16 protein-coding genes and 1 pseudogene are annotated in these 22292 nt (G+C 69.6%); 15 read left to right on the top strand and 2 right to left on the bottom strand.

All coding sequences use genetic code 11. The features are described 5' to 3' along the window. From ABD225_RS08825 to ABD225_RS08760, 14 genes and pseudogenes are all read left to right on the top strand, one after another. The coding region (locus ABD225_RS08825) for an ATP-binding protein (RefSeq protein ID WP_344083703.1) at nucleotides 1-1210 on the top strand (1210 nt) is incomplete at its 5' end. A gap of 628 nt (nucleotides 1211-1838) precedes the next feature. Continuing rightward, nucleotides 1839-3071, top strand: coding sequence for a toxic anion resistance protein (locus tag ABD225_RS08820; RefSeq protein WP_344083700.1), 1233 nt, complete (start codon nucleotides 1839-1841; stop codon nucleotides 3069-3071). 41 nt (nucleotides 3072-3112) lie between these two features. After that, nucleotides 3113-3856, top strand: a complete 744-nt coding sequence (locus ABD225_RS08815) for a hypothetical protein (protein ID WP_344083697.1) — start codon at nucleotides 3113-3115, stop codon at nucleotides 3854-3856. After that, nucleotides 3853-5676: an AAA family ATPase gene (locus ABD225_RS08810; protein WP_344083694.1), complete on the top strand. Its 1824-nt coding sequence runs from the start codon at nucleotides 3853-3855 to the stop codon at nucleotides 5674-5676. Before ABD225_RS08815 ends, ABD225_RS08810 begins: the two co-directional genes overlap by 4 nt. Next, entirely contained in the window at nucleotides 5673-6986 is a 1314-nt protein-coding gene (locus tag ABD225_RS08805; protein ID WP_344083691.1) for a hypothetical protein, read from the top strand. The genes ABD225_RS08810 and ABD225_RS08805 overlap by 4 nt, the downstream gene beginning before the upstream one ends. Next, nucleotides 6983-8008, top strand: a complete 1026-nt coding sequence (locus ABD225_RS08800; RefSeq protein ID WP_344083688.1) for a glutamate ABC transporter substrate-binding protein — start codon at nucleotides 6983-6985, stop codon at nucleotides 8006-8008. Before ABD225_RS08805 ends, ABD225_RS08800 begins: the two co-directional genes overlap by 4 nt. Next, nucleotides 8005-9219 (top strand): hypothetical protein, encoded by a 1215-nt coding sequence (locus ABD225_RS08795; RefSeq protein ID WP_344083685.1) that lies wholly within the window; start codon nucleotides 8005-8007, stop codon nucleotides 9217-9219. Before ABD225_RS08800 ends, ABD225_RS08795 begins: the two co-directional genes overlap by 4 nt. Continuing rightward, nucleotides 9216-11681 (top strand): serine/threonine-protein kinase, encoded by a 2466-nt coding sequence (locus tag ABD225_RS08790; RefSeq protein WP_344083682.1) that lies wholly within the window; start codon nucleotides 9216-9218, stop codon nucleotides 11679-11681. The genes ABD225_RS08795 and ABD225_RS08790 overlap by 4 nt, the downstream gene beginning before the upstream one ends. Next, nucleotides 11678-13138 (top strand): PP2C family protein-serine/threonine phosphatase, encoded by a 1461-nt coding sequence (locus tag ABD225_RS08785; RefSeq protein ID WP_344083679.1) that lies wholly within the window; start codon nucleotides 11678-11680, stop codon nucleotides 13136-13138. The genes ABD225_RS08790 and ABD225_RS08785 overlap by 4 nt, the downstream gene beginning before the upstream one ends. Next, nucleotides 13119-14393, top strand: coding sequence for a vWA domain-containing protein (locus tag ABD225_RS08780; RefSeq protein WP_344083675.1), 1275 nt, complete (start codon nucleotides 13119-13121; stop codon nucleotides 14391-14393). The genes ABD225_RS08785 and ABD225_RS08780 overlap by 20 nt, the downstream gene beginning before the upstream one ends. Then, complete coding sequence (locus tag ABD225_RS08775; RefSeq protein WP_344083672.1) at nucleotides 14390-15460, top strand: FHA domain-containing protein; 1071 nt, start codon at nucleotides 14390-14392, stop codon at nucleotides 15458-15460. The genes ABD225_RS08780 and ABD225_RS08775 overlap by 4 nt, the downstream gene beginning before the upstream one ends. Then, nucleotides 15457-16221, top strand: coding sequence for a type 1 glutamine amidotransferase (locus tag ABD225_RS08770; protein WP_344083669.1), 765 nt, complete (start codon nucleotides 15457-15459; stop codon nucleotides 16219-16221). The genes ABD225_RS08775 and ABD225_RS08770 overlap by 4 nt, the downstream gene beginning before the upstream one ends. A 54-nt stretch (nucleotides 16222-16275) precedes the next feature. Next, a complete protein-coding gene (locus ABD225_RS08765) occupies nucleotides 16276-18459 on the top strand; it encodes a metallophosphoesterase (protein WP_344083666.1) in 2184 nt (727 codons plus the stop codon). A gap of 214 nt (nucleotides 18460-18673) precedes the next feature. Then, nucleotides 18674-19533: pseudogene (locus tag ABD225_RS08760) on the top strand (SDR family NAD(P)-dependent oxidoreductase). A gap of 50 nt (nucleotides 19534-19583) precedes the next feature. Here ABD225_RS08760 and ABD225_RS08755 read toward each other — a convergent pair. Next, nucleotides 19584-19715: a hypothetical protein gene (locus ABD225_RS08755; RefSeq protein ID WP_344083663.1), complete on the bottom strand. Its 132-nt coding sequence runs from the start codon at nucleotides 19713-19715 to the stop codon at nucleotides 19584-19586. 81 nt (nucleotides 19716-19796) lie between these two features. Between ABD225_RS08755 and ABD225_RS08750 the strand changes: the two genes are divergently transcribed. Further along, nucleotides 19797-20699, top strand: coding sequence for a LysR family transcriptional regulator (locus ABD225_RS08750; RefSeq protein WP_344083660.1), 903 nt, complete (start codon nucleotides 19797-19799; stop codon nucleotides 20697-20699). Between the two features lie 103 nt (nucleotides 20700-20802). Here the strand turns inward: ABD225_RS08750 and ABD225_RS08745 are convergent, their stop codons facing one another. Then, nucleotides 20803-22164, bottom strand: coding sequence for an MFS transporter (locus ABD225_RS08745; RefSeq protein ID WP_344083657.1), 1362 nt, complete (start codon nucleotides 22162-22164; stop codon nucleotides 20803-20805). Between the last annotated feature and the right edge of the window lie 128 nt (nucleotides 22165-22292).

Here is a 22292-nt window from a genome sequence, read left to right as displayed (position 1 = left end):
CATGGATAAGCCGATGGGCTACCTGCCACGCATCCTGGATGCCCGTTTGGTAGAGGCGATGGCGTCGGCACCGGTGGTGCTACTCGATGGTCCGCGCGGTGTCGGGAAGACCACAACGGCTGCTCGAGTCTCCCGAACCGTCGTGATGCTTCCCCGGGACATGGACCAGCTGCACTACGACCCGGAGGCCTATCTACGCCAGCTGGAGCCTCCGGTCCTCCTCGATGAATGGCAGCTGGCCGGCTTAGAACTACTTTGGGCGATCAAGCGCATCGTCGACGCCGATCCGTCGCCCGGGCGCTTCATCCTGGCCGGAAGCGTCGAGCCTGCGGCACACGGCCCGACCTACCCGCTGACCGGTCGCGCGGTTCGGCTCGTGATGCGCCCCATGACAGCCGCCGAATTGAACGGCACGGGAGACCTGTCCAGTCCGCTGTCCGCTCTGCTCGCAGGCCAAGCACCAGCCCTGGGATCTGGGGCTGATGAGCAATTCACCATTGACCAGGTCTCCACATCGGGCTTTCCGGCCGCCCGCGCAATGCCCGAGCCAGCAGTCTTCCTTGAGGCCTATGCCAGCCTCGTGGCGCAGCGCGCCGGTGAGGAGGGGCGGGACGCCAGCCGGCTGCTCCGCACCCTGCGGGTGCTAGCCACGCTCACTGGTCAGGCGGTGCCCGATCAGCGCATCTGGGAAGCGGCGGACGTCAACAAAGTGACTCTCAAGGCCTATGACGACCTCTTGGAACGGGTCCACCTCAGTGTCCCATTGCCGGCATTCGAGAGCAATCGGCTCAAGCGACTGACGAGCTATCCCAAGCGATTCCTGGCCGACACGGCCATGGCGCTGACCCTGGCCGGACTCGATGTCACCCAACTGGCCAGCGATCCACGACTGGCGGGCCGCTATCTCGAGTCCTATGTGGTGCAGCAGCTGCGTCCCCATGTCGACATGGCGCGCGCCCACCTCATGCACCTGCGCTCCAGCGCGGGCGAGAACGAGGTCGATGCCGTCGTGGAGACCAGGCACGGAGTCGTGGGGGTCGAGATCAAGCTCGCGCGGCGGGTTCGGAGTGAGGACGCGAAGCCGCTTGCGTGGCTCCGGGACTCCCTTGGAGAGCGTTTCCTTCAGGGCGTGGTCTTTCACACCGGCACAGATGTGTATTCCGTGTCGGACCGCGTGTATGCCGTCCCCCTAGGCCATGTCACCCGGTAACCACGCGGGAGCGCCGTAGGTGGCTTTGGGTCGTCGCCTCGCGATCGGCGTCCTCGCGTCAGTTCTCGGAGCCAGAGGTGTGGTCGTCTTCTAGGCTGTACCGCCAGATGCCGAAGTCATCGATCTGGATCCACGCGTCTGGGCCGACTCCCCACAGCCCGACATAGATCAGCACGCGACGCAGATCGCCCGATGCAAAGGTGACCTCGTATCGTTCTCCACATTGCCCTCTCGACGCGCGCGCCTCGTGGTCGAGGCACGTCCTCATAAGGAGAGGGCGAATCGGAGCTGCTGATACATCAGTCGGGCGCACGGTCGGCTCCGATCCGGGCCGGCGGGCTACAGGTATCGCCGCCTCGGAGCCGCGCGCACGCTCACGACCGGCCGATCGCGGCGAATCCTGTAGCCCGCTGGCCCGGCCAGGCGCGCCGGCGCACCCCGACCGCCGACACAGCCCGCCAGCGCCGTCGCTCAGGGCCAGGCCCGGGCAAGCCCGCGCTGCCCAAGCGTGCGGGAACCACGTAGATTGCTGACACGTCATTACTCCTCGCGTGGCGCGTTGCCGCGCGGGGGAAAGCACACCGCATACGGCCGGCCGCAGGGGCGGGCCAGAGGGAGAGCACAAGGTATGTCCGAGCAGCCCCAGGACGCGGCCGTCCAGCCGCTCGCCCCGCCCATGGAGACCCTCACGCTCGAGGCGCCCCCGGCGGTCCTGGCGATCCCCACGACGTCCGCACCCAAGATGGCGCCGGCCGTGCCGGCCAGCGCGGTGCCGATGCTCGACCAGAAGGTCGACGGCTATCTCGATGCCTTGATGAAGTCCGAGACCAAGAGCCCGGAGTATGAAGCCAAGGCCACCGAGATGCGCACCATGGGTGACGACGACATCCGGCGCGCGGCCGAGTCGTCGAACCGCTTGCTGCAGAGCCCGGTCAAGGCGCTCCAGGAGGGCGGCCTCGCCAGCGGGTCCAAGGTCGGCAAGACGCTGCTGGAGCTGCGCCGCACCGTCGAGGAGCTCGACCCGAGCCAGGCGCAGGGCGCCAAGAAGGTGCTCGGAATGATCCCCTTCGGGGACAAGATCAGCGACTACTTCCGCAAGTACCAATCCGCGCAGAGCCACCTCAATGGCATCCTGCACAGCCTGCGCAATGGCCAGGACGAGCTGCAGCGCGACAATGTCGCCCTCAACCTCGAGAAGCAGCAGCTCTGGGACTCGATGGGCCGGTTAAACCAATACGTCTATATCGCCGAGAAGCTCGACGCCAAGCTCGCGGCCCAGATCGCCACCCTCGACGCGACCGACCCGGAGAAGGCCAAGGCGCTGCGCGAGGATGTGCTCTTCTATGTCCGCCAGAAGCACCAGGACCTGCTGACCCAGCTCGCCGTCAGCATCCAGAACTATCTGGCCATCGACATCGTCATCAAGAACAACATCGAGCTGATCAAGGGTGTCGACCGCGCGACGACGACGACGATCAGCGCGCTGCGCACCGCCGTCATCGTCAGCCAGGCGCTGTCCAACCAGCAGCTCGTTCTCGACCAGATCACCGCCCTCAACACCACGACGAGCGGCCTCATCGAGCGCACGTCGGAAATGTTGAAGGACAACAGCATTCGCATTCAGGAGCAGGCGGCCAGCGCGACGATCGGCCTGCCGCAGCTGCAGCGCGCCTTCCAGAACATCTACGCCACCATGGACGCCATCGACACCTTCAAGGTGCAGGCGCTCGACAATATGGCCGCCACGATCGGCACCCTCGAAACCGAGGTCGCGAAGTCCCGCACCTACCTCGACCGCGTGCAGCGGCAGGACCAGCGGGTCATCTCCGGCAGCCTCGACATCGGGCGGCCGAACGCCTGACCGCGCACCCGCGCGGCCGGCTTCGACAAGGCTGACGACATATGGGAATCGGGGACTGGTTCGGTCTCGGGAAGAAGAAGGAGCCCGAGCCGATCATTGAGGTGCCCGCTGCCCCGACTAGTGAATCTCTCGCTGCCGCATTGGATTCCGTCGAAGCCATGGCCGCCGCGGGGCGCGTCCCACCAATGGTGATGGCGCGGCTGAAGCGCGTGACCAATCTCGTCCGCGCGACCATCCCGCGCCTCGACAGCCTCGGTGGGGGGAGCGCCTCGGCATACAACGTGATGGCGACGGCGACCGACTACCTCCCCGGCGCGATCGGCGGCTACCTCCGGCTGCCGCGCGACTGGGCCGACACCCGCCCGGTCGATCGCGGCAAGACCTCGCTGCTGATCCTCATCGACCAACTCGACCTGCTCGGGGCGACGATGGACAAGGTCTATGACGCGATCAACCGCGCCGACGCCGAGGCGCTGGTCGTCCACGGCCGCTTCCTGCAGGAGAAGTTCGGGACTCCGGCCGGGGGTGAGCTCGGCCTGGGTGCCGGGGCGATCACGCCGCCCATGCCCGGTGCAGGAGGTATGCCGGGTGGCCCGCTCGCGCCCCCCGCACCGTCCGCGTCGCGCCCCGCGCCGCCCCCGCCCGGGGACGACTGGCTCATCCCAGACCACGACCCCGACACCGGCGACATCCCCCACCTGACGGCGAATCCCACTGCCGCACAGTCGAACCCAAGCCAACCGCCACCGCTGACGCCTCCCACCGGAAGGGACGCCCGCTCATGACCACACCCGCCGACACCCTCGCAGGTGCCGTCGAGGCCCTCGTCACGGCCGCCACGGCGGCCGGCCTGGACGGCGCCGCCGCCCGCGCCGAAGGCCTGGCCTTCGCTGCCGCCATCGCCGAATCCGCGCCACTCGCGGCCGCCGACTGGGCACCGGCCGCCGGCCTCGACCCGAGCGACGCAGCAGCCGCGAATGTTGCCTTTTTCGAGGCCGCCTCGGGCGGGCGCAAGTGGCGCCAGGCGCCGACGGCGATCATCAGCGAACTGGTCGCGACCGGGTCGGCGGGGGCGCCGGCATACGCCCAAGCACTGGGGGATATCGCCAGCGCCGCGTGCCTGCTCGGCACCCCGACCCCTCGGGTTGCGGGCAATGCCGCGCTGGCCTCCGCCGCCCAGCTCAGCGCGCTGCCATTGCACCAGTCGATCCACCCGGTGGGCTCCGTGACCGGCGATCCCCGCATCCCCGCCGGACCCAGCACCCCAGGCCCCGGATCCGCGACGCCGCCCCCGCCCCCCACCTCCCAGACGCCCGCTCGCCCCATGCCGCCAGCAACCGGCGCCGGCGTGGATCCGGTTCTGGGAGTGGGGAATCCGAATGACATCCCCAATCTGACCGAGCTCATGCTGGAGAACCAGCGCCGCGTCACCGAGCAACTGGCCGCGATGGAACGCCTCCGTGGCGGCCCGATGCTCACCCCACCCGGCATGCCCACCTCCGGGCCGATCCCGCCCAGCGGACAGCCCATCCCGCCGGCCCCCGGCCTCCCACCCGGCTCCCCGCCAGCCCCGGGCGACCCGACCCAGACGGCCGCCCCCACCCAGACCCAAGGTGAGGCCCCAGCCACGCAGCCCGAGTTCCCTAAGGAGCCGGAGAAGTCCCTCGACGAACTCCTCGCCGAGCTCGACGACCTCATCGGCCTCGCCTCGGTCAAGCGCGAAATCCACCAGCAGGTCGCGATCCTCAAGGTCGAGAAGAAGCGCGCCGAGGCCGGCCTGCGGCAGGCGACGATCACCCGCCACCTGGTCTTCGTCGGCAACCCCGGCACCGGCAAGACCACCGTTGCGCGAATGGTCGCCGGCATCTACCGCGCGCTCGGCCTGCTCTCCAAGGGTCACCTCATCGAGGTCGACCGTGCCGAACTCGTCGCGGGTTATCTCGGCCAGACGGCGATCAAGACCAGCGAGGTCGTCGCCAAGGCCCTCGGCGGCGTGCTCTTCATCGACGAGGCTTATGGCCTCAATGGCGACCAGTACGGCCTCGAAGCCGTCAACACCCTGGTCAAGGAGATGGAGGACAACCGCAACGATCTCGTCGTCATCGTCGCGGGTTATCCCACGCCGATGATGGAATTCATCGCGCAGAATCCCGGCCTCGCCAGCCGCTTCAAGACGATGATCGAGTTCGCGGACTACACCGACGACGAGCTCCTCGCGATCATGAAAAGCCTTGCGGAGAAAGCGGATTACGACATCACCGCGGACGCCGAGGCGACCGTGCGCGACATCCTCGTCGCCACCCCGCGCGACTTCACCTTCGGCAATGGCCGCTTCGTGCGCAATCTGCTCGAAGAGGCCATCGGCCGCCACGCGTGGCGGCTGCGCGATGCCGCCGAGGTCAGCACCGAGGACCTGCGCAGCCTGCTCGCTGCGGACTTCCGCGAGGGCGACGAAAGCGCCGAGGTCGTCCCCTTCGACGAGCCCGCACCAAGCGCCGACGACGACGAAACCGGCACTCCCAACGATGACGTCGAAGCCGAGACCGAGATGACCGCCGAGGGCGCGCCGCCGCCCGCGGAGGACCAGAAAGAGGCAGGGGTATGACGCAGATCGCCACCCAGCCCGCCGCGCCGGCACCCCCGCAACAGGGGCTCGCCGGCGGGACGGCGGCCCAGCGCCGCGCCCTCGCGCGCCGGCACTACTTCACCGGCACACCAGGACGTATGCGGATCGCCTCCGCCGTCGCCGCCGCCCTCTGCGTCGCCTTCGCACTCGCCGGCTTCCTCGGTCTGCGCGGCGTCGACGGGGCCGTCGATCGGGCTAGCGCCAATACCGAACAGGTGGTGCGCGTCCGGGCGATCTATGCCGACCTACTCGCCGCCGACGCGGCCGTCACCAATGGCTTCCTCAAGGGCGGCCAGGAGCGCGCCGAGAACCGCAAGACCTATGACGACGCGATGCAGCGCGTCGCCACCAATATCGCCGCTGCCGCCAGCGCCCAGCCGGCCGATGGCAAGGCGCTCGCCGTCCTCAATGCCGAAGTTCAGGCATACGCCGGCAATGTCGACCGCGCCCGCACCTACAACCGCGAGGCGAAACCCGTTGGCGCGCAGTACCTTCGGATCGCCGGCACCGAGCTGCGCGCCGAGGGCCTGCCGATCGCCAATGCCATCGCCGAGGCCAACCAGACCCGCGCGGACCAGGAGTTGAAGCTCAGCGGCTACAGCGGCTTGGTCGTCGGTGTCGGCGTGCTCACGCTCGGCGTGCTCGCCGCGATCGCCATCTGGCTGGCGCGCCGCACCCACCGATATCTCAACGTCCCGCTCAGCGCCGCCCTGCTGCTCGTCGCGACCGCGCTCGCCATGTCGATCAGCCACATCGCGCAGGTGAGTTCGACGATGAACAAGGTCGCCGATGGCGACTACCGCGCCGCGGTGAGCCTGGCGCAGGCACGCGCGGCGGCATACGACGCGAAGGCCAACGAGTCCTTGACCCTGATCGCCCGCGGCAGTGGCGCGGCCTACGAAAAGGCTTATGACGCCTCGGTCGCCCTCGCCTCGCAGCAACTCGACGACCTGCTGCAGGCGGACCCCGCGCAGAACAATCTGCGCCGGACGTTCGCGGCCTATACCGACACCCACCAAGCCATCCGCACCGCCGATGATGGTGGCGACTGGAACGAGGCCGTCGACCTCGCGACCACACCGGACACCGAAACCGCCTCCTCCAATGGCGCTTTCCGGGCCTTCTCCACCGCCGCCGATGGCGTGCTGGACGCCAAGCTCAAGAGCATCGTGGCCGCCTTCGACCGGATCGGCGGGGGGCTGCTGCCGCTGCTCGTCGGGCTCGGCGCGGCGCTCGCGGCACTGCTCGCCGGCCGAGCGATGTCGAAGCGGATCGAGGAGTTCCGATGAGCCGTATGCCGTCCGCCCGCCGCCGCTGGAGCAGCCCGGTGGCCCTCACGGTCAGCTCCGCGCTGGCCGCCCTCGGGCTGGCCGCCTGCTCGGGCGGGTCCTATGACGACACCACCTGGCCTACCCCCTCCAGCGCCTCGTCGTCGACCTCCTCATCGTCCGCCACGACCACGGCGCCCGCGTGCGACAACGCGACTCAGTCCTACGATCCACTCGCCTCGCTCCCGGCCAAGGCCACCTCCTTGGGGGACAGCTTCATCGACTCCATTGTTGACCGGGGCTATCTGCGGGTCGGGGTCTCCGCCGACTCCTACCTCTTGGGGGCGAACAACCCGCTCACCGGGCAGATCGAGGGCTTCGACATCGATATCGCCAAGGCAATCGCCAAGCGCCTGCTCGGCGATGAGGACAAGATCCGCCTGATCGTCATCACGGCGGCCGATCGCATCCCCGCGCTCGAGGAGGGCCGGGTCGATCTCGTCGCCCGCAATATGACGATGACCTGTGACCGCTGGAATCAGATCGCCTTCTCTAGCGAGTACTACCACGCTGGGCAGAAGCTGCTCGTGACCCGAGAAGCGGCCGCAGCGAACCCCGACGCCGGCCTGAAAGATATGAAGGGCCAGCGCGTCTGCGCCCCCACCGGGACCACGAGCCTGGCCAAGCTCAAGGCCGTCAACGACGAGGTCGGCGGCATCGATATCGTCACCGCGGCCAATCACACCGGCTGCCTTGTGCTCTTCCAGCAGGGCAAGGCCGATGCCATCACCGGCGACGACACGGTGCTCGCCGGGCTCGCCGCGCAGGATGTATATGCCGAGGTCACCAGCGCCCCGGCCATCACCGATGAGCCCTATGGCCTCGGCATTGCTAAAGCGAATGTCGAGTTCGTGCGCTATGTCAACGCCGTCCTCGCCGACCTGCGCGCTGATGGGGAGTGGACCACGATCTATGACCGCTGGTTCGCCAGCAGCCTCGGCAAGGCCCCCAAGCCGCCCACCCCGGTCTACGGCCGCTCGTGAGTCTCGACCTCGGCATGACCAACGCCCCCGGGAGCACCCCGCGTGCCCCCGGGCGCCTCGGCGTGCCCGTCAGCGCCGCCGAAGCGCTGCGCTACCTCACCGACCTCGGGATGTGGCTCGATGAGCGCCGCAAACAACTCGATGCCATCGACCAGGCCGCGCTGTCCGCGCCCGATCAGAGCGACCGCGAGGCCCTGACGCACGACATCACCGTGTCGATGGCGCTGTGGAAAGCCATCTCCGATCGCTACGAACTGCTGCGCGTCACCTTCGACTCCGGCCGCGTCGGGCCGGTGCAGGCCGAGCAATTGTCGACGCTGATTTGGGGTCGTCTCGATGTCGCACCCGGCGACGGACGCGAGGCCACGCGGGCCCGGATGCCCAGCGGCGCCGAGAGCAATCTCGCCGTGTCATTGCCCGAGGCCTGCCGGCTTTCCGATGCGATGAGTTCCTCGCTGCGCGCCCGATTGGCCTTGGAGACAACGGGACTCGACGTCTCGATCCGGGTCAAGGGGATTCGCGAGAGCGTCGAGCGGATCCGCGATCAGGTGTCGATGATGCCGCTCGGCGCCACCCGCGACCGCACCCAGCGTGAGCTGATCGCGCTCGAGCAACGGCTTTTCGATGTCACCGAACGCGCAAAGCGCGGCGCCGATGTCGGAGGCTTCCTCGGGCCGCTGGAGGTCGAGGTCGCCGCCCGCGAGCGCGACCTGATCGTCGCCGCCTCTCGCCGTCACGAGAGCGAACGTGATGCCGCCCGCGCCCGCGAACTGATCACCGCCCTGGCCGCCCGCGGCGACGCCATCCGCGGCTTGCAGGCGCAATGCCTCGCCGCGGTGACGCCGGCGCCCAAACTCGCCGTCCCGGATGTCCGTGCGCTCGGGGCCGTGCCCGACGACCCGGACGCCATCGACGCGCTGCTCGCGCGCTTGGGCCTGGTCGGCAAGGCGCTGGATCAGGCGCACGAAACCTACGCCCGCGCCCTCGGCGAGCGCGACGAACTCCAGGGCCTGCTCGGCGCCCTGGACGCCCAGGTGGCTGGCTCGCCCGCCGTGACCGCCGCCGAACGCGCCGACCTCAAACCGATGCGCGACCAACTCGCCGCCGTCCTCGCTGCCACCCCGGTCCCGCTCGTGCGTGCGCGGGCCCTGATGGCGGCATACCAGTCCTATGTCCGGACCGTCACCAACAACGGAAGGGCCCCGCTATGAGTGACCTGACCGCCTGCCGGCAGCCGGGGTGCGCCGGCACGATCGCCGATGGCTACTGCGATGTCTGCGGTATGCCGGGTGAGCCGGACCAGCTCGCCGCGCCCGCGGCGTCGAGCCCTCCGCATACCCCTGCCCCGGCGCCGGCCGCACCAGCCGGCCCGCCCGTCCCCCCACCCCCGCCGCCGCCCAGCGCGCGACCGACCCCGGCGGGCCAGGCGCCTGGCCGCGGGGTGGCGGGGCACACCGGCCCCAAATGCCGCCAGCCGGGCTGCACCGGCACCATCGTCGACGGCTACTGCGATGTCTGCGGGACCCCGGCCGGGCCCACCAGCACCACCTCGACCCAGCCCCTCGCCCGCGGCGAGACGCCGATGGAAGGCGCTGTCTCCCAAGTCTCTTCGCGCCTCGAAGCCACCGCACTCGGCTCGGCACGCGCCCGCAGCGGCGGCACCATCTCCACCCGCCGCATCTCCGGGCACTCGACGCGGATGCGGGCCGCCCGCATCGGCGCCGGCGTCACGAGCGTCCCGCCGGTCCCCGAAATCGACGCGGCGAAAGCCGTCCTGAAGAACCCGGTCGTCCCCGAGGACAAGCGCTTCTGCCCCAAGTGCGGCGAGCCGGTCGGCCGCGGCCGGGACGGCCAGGAGGGCCGCACCAGCGGCTTCTGCGCCAAGTGCCGCACGCCCTTCGACTTCTCCCCGAAGCTCAAGCCGGGCGATCTGGTCGCGGGGCAGTATGAAGTCGCCGGCTGCCTCGCCCACGGTGGGCTCGGCTGGATCTACCTCGCCCGCGACCGCAATGTCTCCGACCGCTGGGTGGTCCTGAAAGGTCTGCTCAACTCCGGCGACCCCGACGCGCTCGCCGCCGCTCTGGCCGAGCAGCGCTTCCTCGCCCAGGTCAGCCACCCGAATATCGTCGAGATCTACAACTTCGTCAGCCACGAAGGCTCCGGCTATATCGTCATGGAGTACATCGGCGGCACCTCGCTGAAGTCGCTGCTCAAGCAGCGGATGCGGGCCGCCGGCAAGTACGACCCGCTGCCGGTGGACCAGGCGCTGGCCTACGTCCTAGAGATACTGCCGGCCTTCCAATACCTCCACGATCTCGGCCTCGTCTACTGCGACTTCAAGCCCGACAATGTCATCCAGATCGGCGACGAGGTCCGGCTCATCGACCTCGGTGGCGTGCGGCGCATCGACGACGAGGACTCGGCCATCTTCGGCACCGTCGGCTATCAGGCGCCCGAGGTGGCCGAGCAGGGCTGCAGCGTGGCCTCGGATATCTACACGATCGGCCGCACGCTCGTGGTCCTCACGATGGAGTTCCGCGGCTACCAGTCGACCTATGTCAAGTCCCTCCCGCCGGTCGAGGAGGTGCCGGTCTTCCAGACGTATGACAGCTTCTACCGGCTGCTGCTCAAGGCCTGCGCCGAATCGCCCGATGACCGCTTCGTCTCCGCCGACGAATTGCGCGTGCAGATGCTCGGCGTGCTGCGCGAGGTCGTCGCGCAGGATCGCGGGACCGGCGCGGCCTCGACGTCCGCGGCCTCGCTGTTGTTCGGCCCGCCGCCCGCCGGGGATGCCGAGACGACCTACCAAGATCTGCCGCCGCTGCGACCCGATAGCGGCGACGCCCAGTCCGGCTGGCTCGCGACGATAGAGAACCAGGAACCCGAGCAGCGGCTGCGCGCCCTCGCCGCGCCACCCGCCGTCAGCCCCGAAGTCCTGCTCGCCCAGGCCCGCGCGGCACTGGAGCTGCGGTCTTGGGATGTCCTCGATGGCGTCGTCGCGCGGATGCTCGCCGATGATCCGTGGGAGTGGCGCGCCGTCTGGATGTCCGGACTTGGCGCCCTCGCGCGCACCGAGCCGTTAAAGGCGCAAAGCGCCTTTAATGCGGTCTACGGGCAGGTCCCCGGCGAACTCGCGCCCAAACTCGGCCTCGCCCTGGCCTGCGAACTGTCCGGCAATGTCGAGATCGCCGAACGCCTCTATGCGATCTGCGCGCGCACCGATGCGGCCTATGTCCCGCAGTCGGCCTTCGCGCTCGCCCGCATCCGCGGCGCCATCGACGACACCGACGGCGTGCAGGCTGCGCTGACCCTCGTGCCGCCGAACTCCTCGTCATACCCCCTGGCCCGCCAGCACTGGGCGGAGCACCTCGCGGCTCACCCGCGCACCGCGAGCGACCTCAATCTTGCTCTCCTGACAGCAGATTCGGCCGGCTTCGGCCGGCGCCGCCGTGCCGAGATCTCCGTCGATGTCTATCGCAAGGCGATCGCGCGCATTGAAAAGGACGGGCCCACCCCGGGCGAGCGGATCGGTGCCTATGCCGTCACCGCCGATGGTGCGCGCTCCGGGCTGGAGGCGGCGCTGCGCGCGCTCGCCGACGCCACCGAGAATCCCTTGGAGCGCATGCGGCTGATCGACGAGGCCAATGAGATCCGACCCTGGAGCCTGGTGTGAGTTCTCCTGCCGAGACGTTGACCTGCGCCGCCTGCGGGGCCGCCAACCCCGCCGGCTCGGCCTTCTGCGAGGCCTGCGGAGCCGACCTGGTCTCCGGCGCTGCCCCCGGCGCAGGGGGTATGCCGCCCGCGCCCGCCGCCGCAGGAGGTATGCCGACTGCCGCACCCGCCTCGGGCCCGCCACCCGCTTTGGTGCCCCCCGCGCCGATGCCCGTGCCCCCAGCACCCGGTATGCCAGGGGCGCCCGCACCGACGGCCACCTCCACCCCGATCCCCGCGCGGGCTGTGCCACCCGCCGCTGCCGCGCAGGGCGAGGAGTCGCCGCTCGACATCGGCTGGACTGGTGTCGTGCCCGGCCGGGCCAATGCGTATGACGCCACCCCCGTCCTCGTGCCCTGCGGCACGTGCGGGGCCGGGCATTACGAGGACGGCTACTGCGACCAGTGCGGGGCCAAGCAGCCCAACCCGCGCGACCATCTCGAAGAGACGCCCAGCGCCTGGGTGGCTGGGGTCAGCGATATCGGCCGCCGCCACGAACGCAATGAGGATGCTCTCGCGCTCGCGGCCCGCAGCGAGCCGCTCTCGTTTGCCGCGCTCGTCGTCTGCGATGGCGTCTCCAACACCACCGACTCCGAGGTGGCCAGCCTCGCGGCGGCCCGCGCGGCCCGGCAGGTTCTTGAGCAACCGGTCAGCGCCGGGATGGGCGTGGCGGAGGCGGCGCGCGCTGCGGCATACCGCCGGCTCGGGGAGGCAGTCGCCGCCGCCAACCAAGCGGTCATCGGCACGACCAAGTCCGGCGATCCGGCGTCCCCGTCGTGCACCTTCACCGGCGCCATCGTCGATGGCCGCACGGCGCATGTCGGCAATGTCGGGGACAGCCGGATCTACTGGCTGCCCGACGGCAGCCAGGGCGCGCGGCAGTTGAGCACCGACGACTCGGTCGCGGCCGAGCGGATCGCCACGGGCGTCGAGCGCAAGGTCGCCGAGACCGGGCCGATGGCGCACTCGATCACCCGCTGGCTGGGGGTCGATGCGCCGGACGATCTGACTCCGCATACGGCCAGCGTCGACCTGGACGCGCCCGGCTGGCTGATGCTCTGCTCCGATGGGCTGTGGAACTACTGCTCCGAGGCGAGTGAGTTGCAGGCCAAGATCGGGGAGTTTATGAGCGGCGGTATGCCGCCCGAGCCGCTCGCCCTCGGCCGAGCCTTGGTGGGCTTCGCGAATAACGCCGGCGGCGCCGACAACATCACCGTGGCACTGCTGCGGGTCGGCGGCGATACCAGGACGTCGGCGGCGACGCCTGTTGCGGGAACAACGACCGCAGCGGTCGCGCCGGCCGAGGTGGCAGGCGACGCGCCCACGGCATCGCCGGGGCAGCAATCGGCGGACAGCGTCGGGGATTTGGCAGGATCGAGCACGACGGAAGGGGAGAACGATGGCGCAATTCACGGCTGAGGCGTTCCAGAACCAATACCTCGCCGACGGGGCGACGGATGTGCACGCGATCGTGCGCATCGACGCGACCGGGGCGGCGAGCACCATGACCAGCAGCGGGGGTGCCGCCGAGGTCATCATCGTCGACACGTCGGGCTCGATGGGGGAGCGCGGGATTCGTGAGGGTGCGGCGGCCGCGACCGCCGCCTTGCAGGAGATCGCCGATGGCACGGCGTTCGCGGTCATCGCGGGCAATCACCTTGCCTGGCAGGTCTATCCGACCTCGCCCGTGCCTGGGACGGCGTCGATGAATCCGCAAACCCGGGCCGCCGCGATCAACGCCGTCCGCGGCTTCCGGGCCGATGGCGGCACCGCGATGGGGCAGTGGCTGCTTGCCGCGCGGCAGGTCTTCCTCACCGTGCCCGACACCTATCGCAAGCACGCGATCCTGCTCACCGATGGCGCCAACGAACACGAAACCCCGGATCAACTGACTTGGGCCATCCAGTCCTGCATGGGCGCCTACCAAGCCGACTGCCGCGGCGTCGGCGATCGCTGGCAAGTCGATGAGGTGCGCCGAATCGCCTCCGCGCTGCTCGGCACGGTCGACCTCATCCCGCGGCCCGAGGAGATGTCCGAGGAGTTCCGCTCCCTGATGCGCGCCTCGATGTCGCGCGGTATCGCGAACGCCGAATTGCGAGTCTGGGCGCCCGCGGGCGCGCAGGTGCTTTTCGTCAAGCAGGTCTCGCCCAATCTCGAGGACTTGACCAGCCGGCGCCGCGAGGTCAACCCGCTCACCGGCGCCTATCCGACCGGCGCGTGGTCCGATGAGTCCCGCGACTACCACGTCGCGGTGCGCCTGCCGGCCAAGTCGGTCGGTCAGGAGCAACTCGCCGCCCGCGTCCAGCTCGCGATCGGCGAGGAGGTCCAGGCGCAGGCCCTGGTCAAGGCGCTCTGGTCCAATGACGACGCCCTCACTGCCCGGATCAACCCGCAGGTTGCGCAGTACACCGGCCAGGCCGAACTCGCCGCCGCGATCCAGGACGGCCTGGCCGCCAAGGCCGCCGGCCGCGACGACGAGGCGACCAGCAAGCTCGGCCGCGCCGTGCAACTTGCGACGCAATCCGGCAACGAGGAGATGACGACCCGTCTGAAGAAGGTCGTCGAGATCGATAACGCCGAGACCGGCACGGTCCGGCTGAAGAAGCAGGTGGAGAAGTTGGACGAGATGGCGCTCGACACGGCCTCGACCAAGACCCAGCGGGTGCGCAAGTGAGCGCCGTCTGCCCAAATGGGCATGACAGCGAGTCCACCGACTACTGCGACACCTGCGGCGCCCCGATCCCGCCCGGGGCCACGGCGACACCACCGCCCGCCGCCGCGCCGGCCTCAGGAGGCAATTCCCTCGACCTGCCACCGGCGCCCGGCCCCAAGGAGTGCCCGAACTGCGGCACCCCGAATGTTGAGTCCAGCCTGTTCTGCGAGGCCTGCGGCTACGACTTCACCACCGGCGCGCTGCCCGCCGGCGCCCGCTCTGTCGAGTCCGGGTTGTATGCCGCCCCCGCCCCCGAGACTTCGGCCCCCGCCGCCGAATCTCCGGCCCCACCTGTCGAGCCGGAGGCCCCCGACTGGTCCGCCCCGGATGCCGGCGAGGAGCCGGGCGCCGGTGCGGAATCGGGCACTCACCTCGACGCATCCGAGCCTGAAGCATCTGAGTCCGGGATCGATCCCGATGGTGCGGCGGCCGAGGCTGCCGCGGAGCTGGCCGGGAACGGCGCGGACCCGAGCCTGGACCCGTACGCGGGGGACGGCATACCGGCACCGGAAGCCGGCGACCCCCTCGGGGGCGAGGCCGCGGCGCCGGAGCCCGCGACCGGGCTGCCCGCCCCCTCCGCATACGGCGGGGCGGACCCGAATGTGCCGCCGCGCATCGCCTTTCAGTGGGTGGCGGAGGTGTGGATCGACCCGGAGTGGTATGCCGATCAGCAGGCCGAAGAACCCCTGCCCTCGGCCGGTCTGCCCATCGTCGTGCCGCTGCGCGTCGCGAGCGCCCTCATCGGGCGCGAGTCGGCGAGCCGCCAGATCCATCCGGATATCGACTGCTCGGCTGACCCCGGCGTCTCCCGGCGGCATGCGCAACTGACGACCGACGGCTCGCGCTGGTTCGTCGAAGATCTGCAGTCCTCCAATGGCACCTTCGTCGGCCCGGCATTCGGACCGCTCCCGAAGGACCCGATCGCGGTCGGCCCTAAGACCGAGGTCGGGGACAACCGCGTCTATGTCGGCGCCTGGACCCGCATCGTTGTGCGCCGGGCCACCGACGAGGAGATCGCGATCGGGTGAGCGCGCTGACCTTCCTCGTCATCGAGCACGAGGACGAGTGCCCGCCGGCCTGGCTGGGCGAATGGTGGCAAGAGCAGGGCGTGACCTTGCGGCGAATCCGCGCGCACGCCCACACTCCCGGCGCCGAGGCGGACGCCATCCCGGCCGATGTCGGCGACGCCGATGCCCTGGTCGTCCTAGGCGGCGAGGCGGGGGCGAATGACGATGCGGACTATCCCTGGCTGCCCGCCACGCGCGCGCTCATCGCGTCGGCCGTGGAGGCCGGCGTCCCCTATCTCGGGGTTTGCCTCGGCCACCAACTGGCCGCCGTCGCCCTTGGCGGGGAGGTGCGACGCAATCCTCTCGGGATGGCGACCGGCCTCACGCCGGTGACGCTCACGGAGGCTGGCGAGCGCGATCCGTTGCTGGGACCTTGCGCGGGAAGCGTTGCGGTGCAATGGAATAGCGATGTCGCCACGCGCCTTCCGGGACGGACGACCGTCCTGGCGACGGCCCCGGATGGCACGCCGCAGGCGGTGCGCTTCGCGCCCTGGGCGTATGGCGTGCAATTCCACCCCGAGGTCACGCCCGAGCAGTTCGACTCTTGGTGGGTCAACAAGCCGTCCGCGGCCGACCCGGTGCGCAAGGCGGAGGCAGAAGCGGCATCCTCGGCCATCCACGCGGCGCGCGAGGAGTTGCGGGCGCAGTGGCGGCCCTTTGCCAGCCGCTTCGTCGACCTCGTCCGAGACTTCCGCCGCGAACCGGTGTCGCCGGCGAGCTAATCCAGCCGAGTTCCGCGCCAGCGTGAGTTCACCATTGCTGGTTAGGGTCGAATGATGTCGCCGACCAGCACCGCTCGTCCCTTATCGGGTCGAGGTGCCCCGCGCGCTGCCGTGATCGCGGCGACAGCCGCGCTCGCCACCCTCATCGCCGGTTTCCAGATTGCCGAGCGGTTGCAACCGCCCGGGTATGCCGCGAGCCGCGAGTCGGCGCTCGTGCTCACAGCCACGGGCACGCCATACCGCTGGCTCACCGTCCTGACCCTCGTGAGCACCGGACTGCTCGTCGGCATCGCCGGGTGGGCCCTGCCAGCAGCCCCGGCTCAGCCAGCCGGCCGCCGGCCGCGCGGTGCCATCGGGCCCATCCCCGGCGCCGGCCGCTTGGCGCGTGGGCTGATCGTGATGGCCGGCGTCGGGCTGATCGCGCTCGCCCTGCTGCCCCGGCCGTCCCCCGAGACGCCCGTGCCAGTGGTCCTCGTCGCGGGTGCGACGGTGGCGGGGCTGGCGCTGTGGCCCGCCGCCGAAAGCCGCTCAATTGCCGACGCCGCCTGGCGCCGCAGCATGCTGTTGCTGGCGCTGGTCGGCTCACTCGTCCTGGCGGCTCGTGGCCCGAGTTATGGCGCGTATGAGCGCGCCGTCGCCCTCATCCTGCTCGGTCACCTGGTCCTTGTCGCCGCTCGACGCTGGTGGGATGTCGGGCATCGCCTCGGCCCCCTGCCGGTGCGTATGACGCTCGCCACCGCCGCGCTTTCCCTGCTGTGTGCCGTCGGGGGAGTGCTCACCACGGTCATCGCTCCGGCACCGGTTGCGACGAAGAATTTCGTTGTGGGGCTAAGCTTTTCGCCGAGTCTCGCTGATTCGGGACGCGTCGTTGTGCCGACCGTGCTCGGCGATGTCGAAGCCCGCTTCACCGGACTGGCTCCTGGCGTGCGTGCAGACTTGCAGGTCCGGGCGGACATCACCAGCGCACTCGGAACGCCGAATGCCTCCCTGGACATGCTGCGGCCCACGCCGGCCGAGATCGACGCGGCGGTGCGGGAAGCGGTCACTGGACTTGGCCTGCGTTTCGGTTTCGGGTGCTTGCTCGTGGCGCTGGCCGCCGTGGCCATCCGCGCGGGGATCCGGCGGAAGCTGCCCGGGCCACGAACCGCCCTTGTCGCCATCAGCGCGGCGGCCTTGGCGCTGGGCCTGACGGGCGCGGCCGTGGCGAAGACTTACCGGGGCACCGCCCCGAACCAACTCAGTGCCACCGGCCTGCTGGGGGAGGTCCAGCGCAACTCCACCCTCTTCGATGATGTCGCGATCCGGTCGGCCCAGGTCGCGCCATACCTGCGCAATGTCGTTGCCGTGTCCGAGGCGCTGCGCGAGCGGTATCAACCCGCCGACATCGAGCAGAGCCGCGTGTTGCGGATCCTGCTGATCAGCGATGTTCACGCGGGCAATCAGTACCCACTGCTCCGCTCGCTGATCGAGTCTGAGCAGGTGGATCTGGTCATCGACTCCGGCGATCTCGTCAACTTCGGGACGGTGGCCGAGGGGGAGATCTCCGGTGTCTTCCGCGGGATCGCCGACCTGAAAGTGCCCTATGTCTTCGTCCGGGGCAATCACGATGCCACCGGTCCCGACGATGAAGCCGTGCTCCGGCGCCTGCGTGGCATACCCAATGTCATTCTCCTGCAGCCCGACTCGACGCGTTATCAGGAACTGAGCATTGCCGGTGTCCGGATCGCGGGCTTCAACGATCCACGGTGGTTCGGCGATGACGGGAAAGGGTCGGCGCAGAAGCAGCAGCCAGCCAAGGAGCGGTGGCTCGCCAGCTTTGCTGGCCGTCCCGTCCCGGACATCATCGTCAGTCACGAGCCGTGGGCCGTCCAGGGGATTCAGGGGGCCGGTGTGCTGATCAATGGCCACATGCATTCGGCCTTCCGCGATGGCAACCGGATCCAGGTCGGGACCTTCACCGGGGGCGGGCCGCTGACGCACTTCATCGCCGGAGAAGGCAGTGAAGAGTTGGTCGGGCAGCCCTCCGCCTTCGACATCCTGGACATCGGCCACGACTGCCGGGTCAGCGCCCTGACCCGCTATCGCTTCTCCCAAGTCGTGGAGGGCCGGCCCAGCTTCGATGACATTTCGCTCGTCAATGGGTCCGCGATCGACACTCGGCCCGTGGACCCGACGCGCGGGTGCGCCGCCGGCCTGCCGCCGAACCTCCTCCACGTCCCGCGTGTGGGTGGCTCCTGACCGGCCCGAAGCTCTGCGTCAATCATCAAAGTGAGGTATCCGCCGGTAACTCAGCCAGACCTACCTCGGTCGCAGCTGATCTCCACCGGGGATAGCGCCGCGCGCTACCCCCCACCGTGAAAGTGCCCGGCCCCGAATCACTCTCGGGGCCGGGCATTCTCGTTGTGTAGAGGAGCGCTGTCGCTCGTTGGCTCGGCGGGTAGCGTGTCGCGCTATGGAGCATTTCGCGCCTCGGGTCGGCATCGTGACCGGCGGTGCCCATGGGATCGGACGGGCTCTCGCCGCCGAAGTGGTGGCCCGTGGAGGTCTGGCCGTGCTGGCCGATCGTGATGATGAGGGTGCCCGAACCACGGCGGCGGAGCTGACGGCGCTAGGCCCCGGCCGGGCCGTCGCCGAGCACCTCGATGTCGCCGACTCGGCGGCTGTGCAAGCGCTTGTGGAGAAGGTGGCCGCGGAGCACGGGCGGCTCGATCTGATGGCGAATAACGCCGGCATTCTGTTCAGCGGGCCGCTCGAGGAGTTCACCGATCACCACTGGTCGACGGCGATCGATGTCAACCTGCGGGGAGTCGTCGCGGGGACGCGGGCGGCATACGCCGTGATGGCGCAGCAGGAGAGCCGGCGCGGGCGGCCGGCGGGAGTCATCCTCAACACCGGCTCGCTCGCGGGATGATTCCGGCGCCGCGAATGGCGCCCTACACGAGCACCAAGTGGGCGGTCGTGGGCTTCTCGCAGGCGGTCCGCCACGAGGCGGCCAGCCACGGCATCCAGGTCAATGTGCTGTGCCCCGGATATGTCGACACCAAGCTGATCGACGAGGTCTTCGAGCCGACGGCGTCCTATGTCCGCGGCAGCTTCCGGCGCAACACCAAGGCCCTGCAGCCTCGGCTGCTCACGCCGGAAGTCGTTGCGCGCAAAGCCTTCTCGGGGATCGAGAGGGACAAGCCGGTCATCATTGTCGGGGGCTTTGCGCACCTGTCCGCCCGGGCCATGGGGGTGGCTCCGGCGGTGGTGCGGGCGGGCTCACGGCTCCAGGCGATTCGCGAGGAGCGGCAGTCCCGCAAGGGGGCCTGACGGGCGGCATACCCACCCGTCAGGAAGCGGACCAACGGTCCGCACCCGGCTCAGTGCGAGCGGTGGGTGAGGCGGTGCAGCAGGCTGCGCTTCGGGCTCTGGACGGTGGTGTGCCAGTCCTGGCGAGCGGTGCGCAGTTCGGTCATCATGCGGGCGTAGTCACGGTCAATGGGGCGATCCATGTCTCTATGGTGCGATGCTCAATCATTTAGCACAAGCGAGAAAATCTGCACTTCACTTAAGCAGTTCTGTATTGTTGATGGATGCTGGACGCGCAACGACTCGCCACCTTCCGTTCCGTCGTCGCGACCGGGTCGGTGCAGGCGGCTGCCGACCAGTTGCGGTTGACGCCCTCGGCGGTCAGTCAGCAGGTGGCGGCGCTGCAGCGCGAGACCGGGCTGACCCTGATCGAACGCGTCGGACGCGGGGTCCGCCCGACCCCAACGGGTATGACGCTCGCGATCGCCAGCGGCGATGCCCTGCGCAGCCTGACCCGCCTCGGAGCGCTGGTCCGCGACCTGCGTGAGGGCAAGACCGGCCATCTCGTTCTCGGCCACTTCGCCTCCGTCGGCCAGGTGTGGATGCCCGGCATCGTCGCGCGGATGCGGCGCGAATATCCCGATGTCATGATCGAGTTGGTGCTCAATGATCTCGTCGGCGAGGCGCTGCAGACCAAGCCAGATATCGATGTCCGGATCGGCGCGGTGGGGGAGGCCACGCCCTATGGCTTCGGACGGATCGACCTGCTGAACGATCCCTTCGTTATGGTCGTCCACAAATCCCACGCCCTCGCCCGCCGACGAAAGCCGGTGGCCCTGGCCGATTTCCGAGATGACGAGTTCGTCGCCAATGACGTCGCCGAGGGCCTCGTCGGTCGCATCCAAGCCCTCGCCTTCGCCGCCGCGGGCTACTCCCCGCGCTATATCGTTCAGGCCTCCGACCACCGGATGGCGCTCGAATTCGTCGCACGCGGCATCGGCGTCACCTTCTTGCCGGTCCTCGCCACAGCCGACCTGCCACCGGACACCAGGGTCGTGCGGCTGGCCGAGCCGGCCCCCCACCGCGAGATCTACGTCCTGATCCGCAATGCCATCGGCGGCACTCCCGCCGCCCGCCGCGTCATCGAGCTGCTGCAGCGGTATGCCGCCGGCGCGGCCCCCCACTGACCGTCGCTCGCCCGGGGGTGACAGATTCCCGCCCATTGCCGGAACATGGACATACGCAACGGATCATTACCGTTGCGAATGTCCAGGTTCTCTCCCACGACCTTTAGGTAAACGTGAGTTCCTCGGCGTCGTCGACCTCGTCCGGATAGGACGGAGGGGCTGGCTTGGGTGGCTCGACTGCCTCGGGCGTCGTTGGCTTGGGGACGGTCAGGCAGACGAATGCCGCCATAATGCACAGCACGCCGGCGCTCATCCACGCGGTCCGATAGGTCCCGTCGGCGGTCCGGATCCAGCCCGCGAAGGAGGCGCCCAGGCCAGCGCCAACCATGTGGGCGGCATACGTCCAGCCGAAGACGATGCCGGCGTGCGAGAGCCCGAAATGTATGCGGCACAGGGCAACCGTGGGCGGCACGGTCGCCACCCAGTCCAAGCCATAGAAGATGATGAAGATCCACATCCCCGGCTCGACGCCCGGCGCGAGCAGCGAGTGAACCGTGAAGAGCGACAGGCCTCGCAGCGCGTAATACGCGAGCAGCAGCAGCCGAGGGTCGACGCGATCGGTGAGCCAACCTGAGGCGATGGTGCCGACCAGGTCGAAGATTCCGACGAGCGCCAGCAGACCCGCCGCGGTCGTCGCGGGCATGCCGTGGTCGTGCGCCGCCGGAATGAAGTGCGTTTGGACCAGGCCATTGGTCGACCACCCGCAGACGAAGAAGGTCAGCATCAACGCCCAGAATGCCCAGGTGCGGCTAGCCTCCCGCAGCACCGAAAGGGCGGCGCGCACCGGCGAGACGGCCGGCGGCGGAGCCGGTTCGGCTTCAGGGGTGCCGGGGCGGGCGCCATACGGGATGAGCCCGATGTCTTGGGGCCGGTCGCGCATGAGCAGCCAAATGAACAACGCCGTTAGGGCGGCGAGCCCCGACACGATCAGCGCGGCCGCGCGCCAGCCGGCGTGCGTCGCCGTCGCGGCAATCGCGGGCAGGAATAGCAATTGGCCGGTCGCATTGGCGCCGGAGAAAATGCCGACCACCAGTCCGCGCCGGGCCACAAACCAGCGATTGGCGACGATGGCCCCGAGCACCAGCGCCGTCGAACCGGTCGCGGTGCCGATGACCAGCCCCCACAGCACCCACAACTGCCACGGGCTGGTCATCCAGGTCGTCAGGGCCGAGGCGGCGCCGACGATGAGCAAGGCGATAGTGACCACGCGGCGCGGCCCGTAGCGCTCCAGCAGCGCTGCGGCGAAGGGCGCAATGCAGCCGAAGAGGACCAGGTTGAGGCTGACCGCGCCGGCCGTCGTCGCGCGGCTCCACCCGAACTCGCTCTCGATCGGCTCCATCAACACGCCGGTCGAGGAGCGGAAAGCGGCGGAGGCGACCAGCGCAGAGAGCACGACCGCCGCGACGAGCCAGGCCCTGCGGGTGTAGACGGCTGGCGCCTCGGACTCGGCCAGTGGTCGCTGCATAGGCAAATCCTGGCACCGTCGGGACTGGGCGGTTGTCCAGCTCCGGCAGCTCCCCCGGAGTTTCGTCGGTCGCCCGGGCCCGCCCGCCCGGGCGACCGCTCTGTTTCGGCCGCCCCGCATGTGGTTGA

The sequence above is a fragment of the Nostocoides veronense genome, from assembly GCF_039531185.1.
Taxonomy (GTDB): Bacteria; Actinomycetota; Actinomycetes; order Actinomycetales; family Dermatophilaceae; genus Nostocoides_A; species Nostocoides_A veronense.
The sequence above is the reverse complement of the archived record's forward strand: the minus strand, read 5'-3'. Positions and strand labels throughout refer to the sequence as shown.